Here is an 8,054-nt window from a genome sequence, read left to right as displayed (position 1 = left end):
CTTTGTCGGCGGCGCGCAGTATGCCGCACATGCCGCCCTTGCCGATGAAGAGTTGCTGGCACGGCTGAATCAGGAACTGGCGGACGTGTTTGGCGTCACGGGCGAAGCTTGCGAGCAGGTGATTGTGCGCTGGCCCGAGGCAATCGCCCAGGGCAGCGTGGAAGTGCTGGCCGCTCGTGAGGCGGCGGCGCGTCTGGCTGCGCGCGGCATCCATGTGTGTGCGAGTTTTCTCGATGGCGTATCGGTGCCCGATTGCATGGACAAGGGTAAGAAGCTTGCCTTGCAACTGGCTGGCGCTTCGCCTTCTCTGCCCTGATTGGGTAAATAAGCGGTTTTCCTACCACGGCAGGGGCTTCTTCCCTGCCGTTTGCTTTTCCCCATCGTCCTGAACCGTTAGAATCGACGTTTGATTCTTTCATACTGACACGCCATGCTGACCTTCCAGGAAATCATCCTTACGCTGCAGAATTATTGGAGCCAGCAGGGCTGCGTGCTTATGCAGCCCTTCGATATGGAGGTGGGCGCCGGAACTTCGCATCCGGCCACCTGCCTGCGCGCAATCGGCCCCGAACCTTGGAACGCGGCCTATGTCCAGCCTTCGCGCCGTCCCAAGGATGGGCGCTATGGTGAAAACCCGAACCGCCTGCAGCATTACTACCAGTTCCAGGTGGCGTTGAAGCCTAGCCCTGACAATATCCAGGAGCTGTATCTGGGCTCGCTCAAGGTACTGGGCATCGATCCGACCATCCACGACATCCGCTTTGTCGAAGACGACTGGGAAAATCCGACTCTGGGTGCATGGGGTCTGGGTTGGGAGGTCTGGCTGAACGGTATGGAAGTGACCCAGTTCACTTACTTCCAGCAGGTTGGCGGCCTCGACTGCAAGCCGGTGCTGGGTGAGATTACCTACGGTATCGAACGCCTGGCCATGTATCTGCAGGGCGTGGAAAACGTCTACGACCTGCTGTGGACGGTATATCCGAACGGTCAGCGCGTGACGTATGGCGACGTTTACCACCAGAACGAGGTCGAACAGTCGACCTACAACTTCGAATACGCCAACGTCGACAAGCTGTTCGAGCTGTTCAGCTACTACGAATCCGAGGCCAAACGCCTGCTGGAGATTCCGCTGGCGTTGCCGGCTTACGAAATGGTGCTCAAGGCCGGTCACAGCTTCAACCTGCTGGATGCGCGCGGTGCCATTTCGGTGACCGAACGTGCCGCCTATATCGGCCGCGTGCGTACTCTGTCGCGCGGTGTGGCGCAGGCTTATTACGCATCGCGCGAGGCACTGGGTTTCCCGATGTGCCCTAAGGCCGATTGAAGTGAAAAACCGGATTCTCCTGTCTTTGTGTCTGGCCAGCACGCCCGTGCTGGCTGACAACTGGCTGGTGTACGAGGACGGGGCTGCCTTGCAACTGGCGATAGACCCGGCTTCCATCTGGCGCGAAAACGGCAGGATCCACTTCGTCAACCAGGAGCGGTTCACCCTGCGCCAGAAGGATGCCAAGCTGGGCATCAGTTACCACATCCGCCGTTTGAGTGGCTGGGCTGATTGCAGCAAATACCAGTATGTCTTTGTCGGCGCCAATTTCTATACCGCCTCCGGCCGGAATGTCTATACGCAGATGTTCCCCTTGCCGGAATACGACTGGGCCTGGCAGCCCGTAGATCAGGGGTCGGTCGCCGCCGCGATGATGCGCGAGGTGTGCCGGCTTGGACGAACCGCTCAGAGCAAGAAAATACAATGACTATGAAAGCCACGTTGCTTATCGAACTCCTCACCGAGGAGTTGCCGCCCAAGGCGTTGCAAAAACTGGCGGCCAGTTTTGCCGACACCATCAGTAGCGAACTCAAGCGCATGGCGTTTGTCGATGCCGATGCCGTTGCTACCGTGTTTGCCAGCCCGCGCCGCCTGGCGGTGAGCCTGTCTGATGTGCTCAATCTGCAGCCCGAGCAGACGCTGGTCAAGAAAGGCCCGTCGCTCGCCGCCGGCATGAAGGATGGCCAGCCGTCCAAGGCGCTGGAAGGTTTTGCCCGCTCCTGCGGTGTGGCCGTGTCCGAGCTGATCACGCTGAACGATGGCAAGCAGGATGTGTACGCCTACCAGAGTGTCAAGCCGGGCGAGAGCCTGTCGGCAGTACTGACCGCCGTCGTTGAGCTGGCGATGAAAAAGCTGCCGGCTCCCAAGCTGATGCACTGGGGCGATAGCGACCATATGTTTGTGCGTCCGGTGCATGGCCTGATGATGTTGTGGGGCGAAACCGTGGTCGAAGGCGAAGTGCTGGGGCTGAAGAGCCGCAACGCCACCCGTGGCCACCGCTTTATGAGCGAAGGCGAAGTGCTGGTCGAGTCGGCCGACAGCTATGCGCGTACCCTGTTTGATGCGGGCAAGGTTGTCGCCAGCTTTGTGGCGCGGCGCGAGCTGATCGCCAAGCGCCTGCATGATGCTGCCGCCGTACTGGGTGCAACGATTGCTGCCGATGATGCGCTGATCGATGAAGTGTGTGCGCTGGTGGAATGGCCGGTGGTGCTGGAAGCCGGCTTCGAAGCCGAGTTCCTCAAGGTGCCGCAGGAATGCCTGATTCTGACCATGCAGCAGAACCAGAAGTACTTCCCGCTGTTGGACCGTAACGGCAAGCTGATGAACCGCTTCTTGCTGGTGTCGAATATCGAGGCGGCCGATCCTTCGCATGTGATTCAGGGCAACGAGCGCGTATTGCGCGCGCGCCTGTCGGATGCCAAGTTCTTCTTCGAGCAGGACCAGAAGCTGCCGCTGGCCTCGCGTCTGGAGAAACTCTCCGGCGTGGTTTACCACAACAAGATCGGCTCGCAGCTGGAGCGCGTCGCGCGCCTGGAAACGCTGGCCGGCGTATTTGCCGCCAAGCTGGGCGCCGATGTTGACGCCGCGCGCCGCGCCGCGCGTCTGGCCAAGGCTGATCTCGTGACCGATATGGTGGGCGAGTTCCCAGAGCTGCAAGGCGTGATGGGCATGTATTACGCCTCGCATGATGGCGAAAGCGCCGTCGTGGCTCAGGCGATTGAAGGCCATTACCACCCGCGTTTTGCCGGTGATACCTTGCCGCAAAGCGATGTGGCGACGGCGGTCGCTTTGGCTGACAAGCTCGAGTCTATTGTCGGCATCTGGGGCATCGGCCTGATTCCGACCGGCGATAAAGACCCGTTTGCACTGCGCCGCGCCGCCTTGGGTGTGCTGCGTATGGTGCTGGCGTCGCCGCTGGACCTCAAGGACATCATTGCCGAAACGGCAACCGTATTCCCGGCGGGCCTGTTGTCGGACGCGACGGCGGACGAGGTGTTCGCCTTCAGTCTGGAGCGCCTCAAGCATTTCCTCGCCGCCGATTACAAGGGCGACGAGATCGATGCCGTGCTGTCGCTGACGCCTAGCCGTCTGGACGAAGTGCGTGCGGTGCTGGCAGCGGTGGCCGAGTTTAAGGCATTGCCGGAAGCGGCCACGCTGGCTGCGGCCAATAAGCGGGTGAAAAACATCCTGAAAAAAGCCGAAGGCGAAATCGGTGCGGTGAATCCGGCCCTGTTTGCCGAAGACGCCGAGCGTGCGCTGTTTGCCGCCATCGAGGCGATTGCGCCCGAGGTGGACGCCAAGTTTGCCGCGCATGACTTTGCCGGTGCCCTGGCACAATTGTCCAGCCTGAAAACACCGGTCGATGCCTTCTTCGACGGCGTGATGGTGATGGCAGACGACGCAGCCGTGCGCGCTAATCGCATTGCCTTGTTGTCGCGTCTGGCCGAGCTGTTTAACCGTGTAGCCGACATTTCGCTGTTGGCCGACTAAGGAGGCAGGAGTCAGGGAAGGGATGAGGGTGCTGGGACGCCGGTGTTGACCATCGGTGTTCCTATTCCCTGATCCCGGTTCCCTGATCCCCAATTATGAAACTCGTCATCCTCGACCGCGACGGCGTGATCAATCAGGATCGCGACGATTTCGTCAAAAACACGCTGGAATGGATACCGCTGGACAAGAGTCTGGAAGCGGTCGCCAACCTGACCCAGTCCGGCTGGCATGTTGTGGTGGCAACCAACCAGTCGGGCATAGGCCGCGGCCTGTTCGATGTGCATGCGCTGAATGCCATGCATGAAAAAATGCACCGTCTGGTCAATCAGGCTGGCGGGCGTATCGACGCCGTCTTTATCTGCCCGCATACCGCCAATGATAAATGCAGCTGCCGCAAGCCGATGCCGGGCATGGTGCAGGATATTGCCGAGCGTTTTAATGTCAGGCTGGAAGGCTTGCCGATGATAGGAGACAGCCTGCGCGACCTGGAGGCGATTGCCGCCGTGGGGGGGCAGCCTATTCTGGTACGCACCGGCAAGGGTGAAAAAACACTGGCCGCCGGCAATCTGCCGGCCGGGACACTGGTATTCGACAATCTATTTGAAGCGGCGACCCATTTGATCGCTGGCTGATGCACGACGGAGTAAGCGCATGACCCTGGGGCTGTTAATTCGCAATCTGGTTTACTGGCTGGCGGTGATCGTGCTGACACCGCTGTGCTTTGCTGCGCTGTTTGTCTGTGCCTGGCTGCCCCGGCGGCGGCGCCATATTTTCGGCAAGTCGTGGGCGCTGATGCTGTTATGGGTGCTTGAGCATGTGGTCGGCCTCAAGTACCGGGTGATCGGACAGGAAAACATTCCCGACGTGCCATCGATTATCTGCTCCAAGCACCAGTCGGGCTGGGAGACGCTGGCGCTGCAAAAGATTTTTCCGGAGCAGATTTATGTCGCCAAGCGCGAGCTGCTATGGGTGCCGTTTTTTGGCTGGGGCTTGTGGCTGATGAACGCCATCATGATCAACCGCTCCGACCGCGCCAATGCCAACCGGCGCATGCAGGAGCAAGGTCTGGAGCGCAAGCGTCACGGCTTCTGGATTACCGTATTTCCCGAGGGGACGCGCATTCGTCCCGGGGTGGTGGGCAAATATCGCCCCGGTGCGGCGCGCATGTCTAAGCAACTGGATATGCCTTTGGTGCCGGTGGCGCACAATGCTGGCGAGTTCTGGCCGCGCAATGCCTTTATCAAGCATCCGGGCGAGATTACGCTGGTTATCGGCAAACCTGTTTATCCGAGTGCCGAGATCGGGCCGGAAGCCATGATGGCACAGGCGGGCGAGTGGATTGAGGCGCGCCAGCGCGAAATCGGTGGTGTCGGCCCCTGTGCTCACCCCGATGAAAAGCAGGCACGCATTGCGCTCGCTCATTCTGCCTGAGGGCGAACTGGCGGTCGTCATCTTGCGCCGCCCGCGTAAAAGCATTGTCTTGCGCATGCGCCATGATGCACTGGAGGTTGTAGCCCACCCGCAAGTGCCGGTGGCTTATATCCGCGATCTGCTGATTCAGCGCACGAACTGGATACGCCACCATTGGCAGCAACAGCGCGCTCTGGCGCAAGCCAGGGTCTTGCCGCCGTCGAGTGTACATTTCATGGGCAGGCCGCTGCCCATTGTTTTTTGCGGCGGGACTCGGCAGCGGGTGGTGCTGGATGAAACCGAAGCGCGGGTTTACGGTTTCTCCGGCGAAGCTGAGCCCGAACTATTGCGTGCCGCGCTGGCGCGGGCCTTAAGCCGGCAGGCGGTACTGGAGTATCCCGCCCGGCTGGGCGTGTTCGCGCCAAGGCTTGCCCGGCAGATGCAGGGCTGGCAGTTGTCTGGCGCGCGTACCCGCTGGGGCTCCTGTACTGCTGCCGGCAAGGTGCGCCTTAACTGGCGCCTGATTCAGGCACCTGCCTTTGTGCTGGATTATGTGATGGCACACGAGCTGGCTCATCTGGCTCATTTGAATCATTCGCCTGCGTTCTGGGCTGAAGTTGCGCGTCTGCTGCCGGCTTGGCAGACAGGGCGCGACTGGCTCAAGGCGCATGGTAACCAACTGTTTAGTCTGGGCTGAACGGTTTTCCTATAGGAGAGACATCATGCGTTTACTGCATACCATGCTGCGCGTCGGTAATCTTGAGCACTCGCTGGCGTTTTATCAGGACGTGCTGGGGATGAAGTTGCTGCGTCGTAGCGATTATCCGGAAGGCCGTTTTACTCTGGCCTTTGTCGGCTATGGTGACGAGGCATCGGATACGGTGCTGGAACTGACCCATAACTGGGATACGGCATCCTATGCGCTGGGTGATGCCTTCGGCCATCTGGCAGTCGAAGTGGATGACGCCTATGTTGCCTGCGATGCAGTACGCGCCAAGGGCGGCAAGGTGGTGCGTGAAGCCGGTCCGATGAAGCATGGCTCTACCGTCATTGCCTTTGTCGAAGATCCGGATGGTTATAAAATTGAGTTTATCCAGAAGGGTACTCAGTAAATGGTGTCCGGCCTTATTGGCCGGGTTAATCGGCAGGCCCGGCCAAGGGGCTTGCCACTTTAGGAGACATAATGATTAAAACCTTGCTTACAGCAGCGAGTCTTGCGCTGTTGCCGGCATTGGCGCAGGCGGCGGATCTGGATGGTTCGACGCTGAGTCTGATTTGGGGGCTGCCGTTTGCCGGCATCCTGCTGTCGATTGCGCTGTTCCCTATTTTTGCCCCGGGTTTCTGGCATCACCACTTCGGCAAGATTACCGCCATGTGGACCGTGCTGTTTCTGGTGCCGTTTATTGCCGTCTTCGGCTTTGGTATGGCGTTGTCTGTTGTCGTGCATGCGATGATTGCCGAGTACATCCCGTTTATTATCCTGCTGTTTGCCCTGTATACGGTGTCGGGCGGGATTCTGATCTGGGGTAATCTGCATGGCTCGCCCAAGCTCAATACCACGATCCTGGCTATCGGTACTGTGCTAGCTTCCATTATGGGGACCACCGGTGCGGCGATGCTGCTGATCCGCCCATTGCTCAAGGCCAACGACAACCGCAAGCACAATGTGCATGTAGTCGTGTTCTTCATCTTCCTGGTTGCCAACGTCGGTGGCGGTCTGACCCCGCTGGGTGATCCGCCGCTCTTCCTCGGCTTCCTCAAGGGTGTGACCTTCGGCTGGACCTTGCAGCATATGGCCTTGCCGGTGCTGCTGACTTCGCTCTCCCTGCTGGCGATTTTCTTTGCCGTGGACAGCTACTTCTTTGCCAAGGAAGGTGTGTTGCCGGTCGACAAGACCAAGGACAGCCCGATCAAGATCCACGGCAAATTCAACTTCTTCCTGCTGGCAGGGGTTGTCGGTGGTGTGCTGCTGTCCGGTTTCTGGAAGCCAGGTATCAGTTTTGATGTGATGGGCACGCATTGGGAACTGCAGAATATCGTACGCGATGTGCTGTTGCTGATGATCGCGGCGGTCTCGCTGAAACTGACGCCCAAGCAAGTGCGTGCCGGAAACGATTTCAACTGGGACCCGATTCTGGAAGTCGGCAAGCTGTTTGCCGGTATCTTTGTCACCATTGCTCCAGTGATTGCCATTCTCAAGGCCGGTACCGATGGCCATCTGGCACCATTGGTGCATATGGTGTCGGACAGTTCGGGTGCGCCGATCGATACCATGTATTTCTGGATGACGGGTGTCTTGTCCAGCTTCCTGGATAATGCGCCGACCTATCTGGTGTTCTTCAACCTCGCGCATGGTGATGCACAGACCATGATGGGGCCGATGGCGGATACCTTGCTGGCCATTTCCATGGGTGCGGTCTTTATGGGCGCCAATACCTATATCGGTAATGCCCCCAACTTTATGGTCAAGGCCATTGCCGAGCAGCGTGGCGTGAAAATGCCTAGCTTCTTCGGTTATATGGGCTGGTCCATCTGCTTCCTGCTGCCGGTATTCGGCATCCTGACGCTGGTATTCTTCTGATGGGAATGATCGGGGCGGGTTTGAATTTAAGCCTGCCTTGATTAAGGTGTAAAGATTGCCCGGCAGGCTAGCGCTTGTCGGGCTTTTTATCGGGCTTTTTATCGGGTTTGTTTGGCGAGGGAAATAAATAGAAGAGGGGGGAGCAGAATATGGACGATAAAAAAGCCATTGAGCAAAACTCAATGACTTAAATATCTGTTGGTGCCCAAGAGAAGACTCGAACTTCCACACCCTTGCGGGCGCTAGGAC

At 58.8% G+C, this 8,054-nt stretch carries 9 protein-coding genes; all 9 read left to right on the top strand.

Annotated elements, in window-relative coordinates; translation table 11 throughout:
* Positions 1-316: hypothetical protein (locus EGI20_RS12880; protein WP_498631950.1), on the top strand; the 316-nt coding region annotated here is incomplete at its 5' end.
* 114 nt (positions 317-430) lie between these two features.
* Entirely contained in the window at positions 431-1,324 is an 894-nt protein-coding gene (gene glyQ / locus EGI20_RS12875; RefSeq protein WP_124736706.1) for a glycine--tRNA ligase subunit alpha, read from the top strand.
* Between the two features lies 1 nt (position 1,325).
* Positions 1,326-1,751 (top strand): surface-adhesin E family protein, encoded by a 426-nt coding sequence (locus EGI20_RS12870; protein ID WP_124736707.1) that lies wholly within the window; start codon positions 1,326-1,328, stop codon positions 1,749-1,751.
* A gap of 2 nt (positions 1,752-1,753) precedes the next feature.
* Positions 1,754-3,814, top strand: a complete 2,061-nt coding sequence (glyS, locus tag EGI20_RS12865; RefSeq protein WP_498631961.1) for a glycine--tRNA ligase subunit beta — start codon at positions 1,754-1,756, stop codon at positions 3,812-3,814.
* Between the two features lie 95 nt (positions 3,815-3,909).
* A complete protein-coding gene (gmhB, locus tag EGI20_RS12860; RefSeq protein WP_498631948.1) occupies positions 3,910-4,446 on the top strand; it encodes a D-glycero-beta-D-manno-heptose 1,7-bisphosphate 7-phosphatase in 537 nt (178 codons plus the stop codon).
* Between the two features lie 19 nt (positions 4,447-4,465).
* Entirely contained in the window at positions 4,466-5,245 is a 780-nt protein-coding gene (locus EGI20_RS12855) for a lysophospholipid acyltransferase family protein (RefSeq protein ID WP_498631946.1), read from the top strand.
* Positions 5,223-5,921, top strand: coding sequence for a M48 family metallopeptidase (locus EGI20_RS12850; RefSeq protein WP_498631944.1), 699 nt, complete (start codon positions 5,223-5,225; stop codon positions 5,919-5,921). Before EGI20_RS12855 ends, EGI20_RS12850 begins: the two co-directional genes overlap by 23 nt.
* Before the next feature lie 25 nt (positions 5,922-5,946).
* On the top strand, positions 5,947-6,336 hold the full coding sequence (gloA, locus tag EGI20_RS12845) for a lactoylglutathione lyase (RefSeq protein ID WP_124736711.1): 390 nt from the start codon (positions 5,947-5,949) through the stop codon (positions 6,334-6,336).
* Positions 6,337-6,407: 71 nt separating this feature from the next.
* A complete protein-coding gene (locus EGI20_RS12840) occupies positions 6,408-7,805 on the top strand; it encodes a sodium:proton antiporter (RefSeq protein WP_498631942.1) in 1,398 nt (465 codons plus the stop codon).
* Positions 7,806-8,054: the final 249 nt, after the last annotated feature.

The sequence above is a fragment of the Aquitalea sp. S1-19 genome (assembly GCF_024343515.1).
Note: the sequence above shows the minus strand (reverse complement) of the source record. Positions and strands in the feature narration are given on the sequence as shown.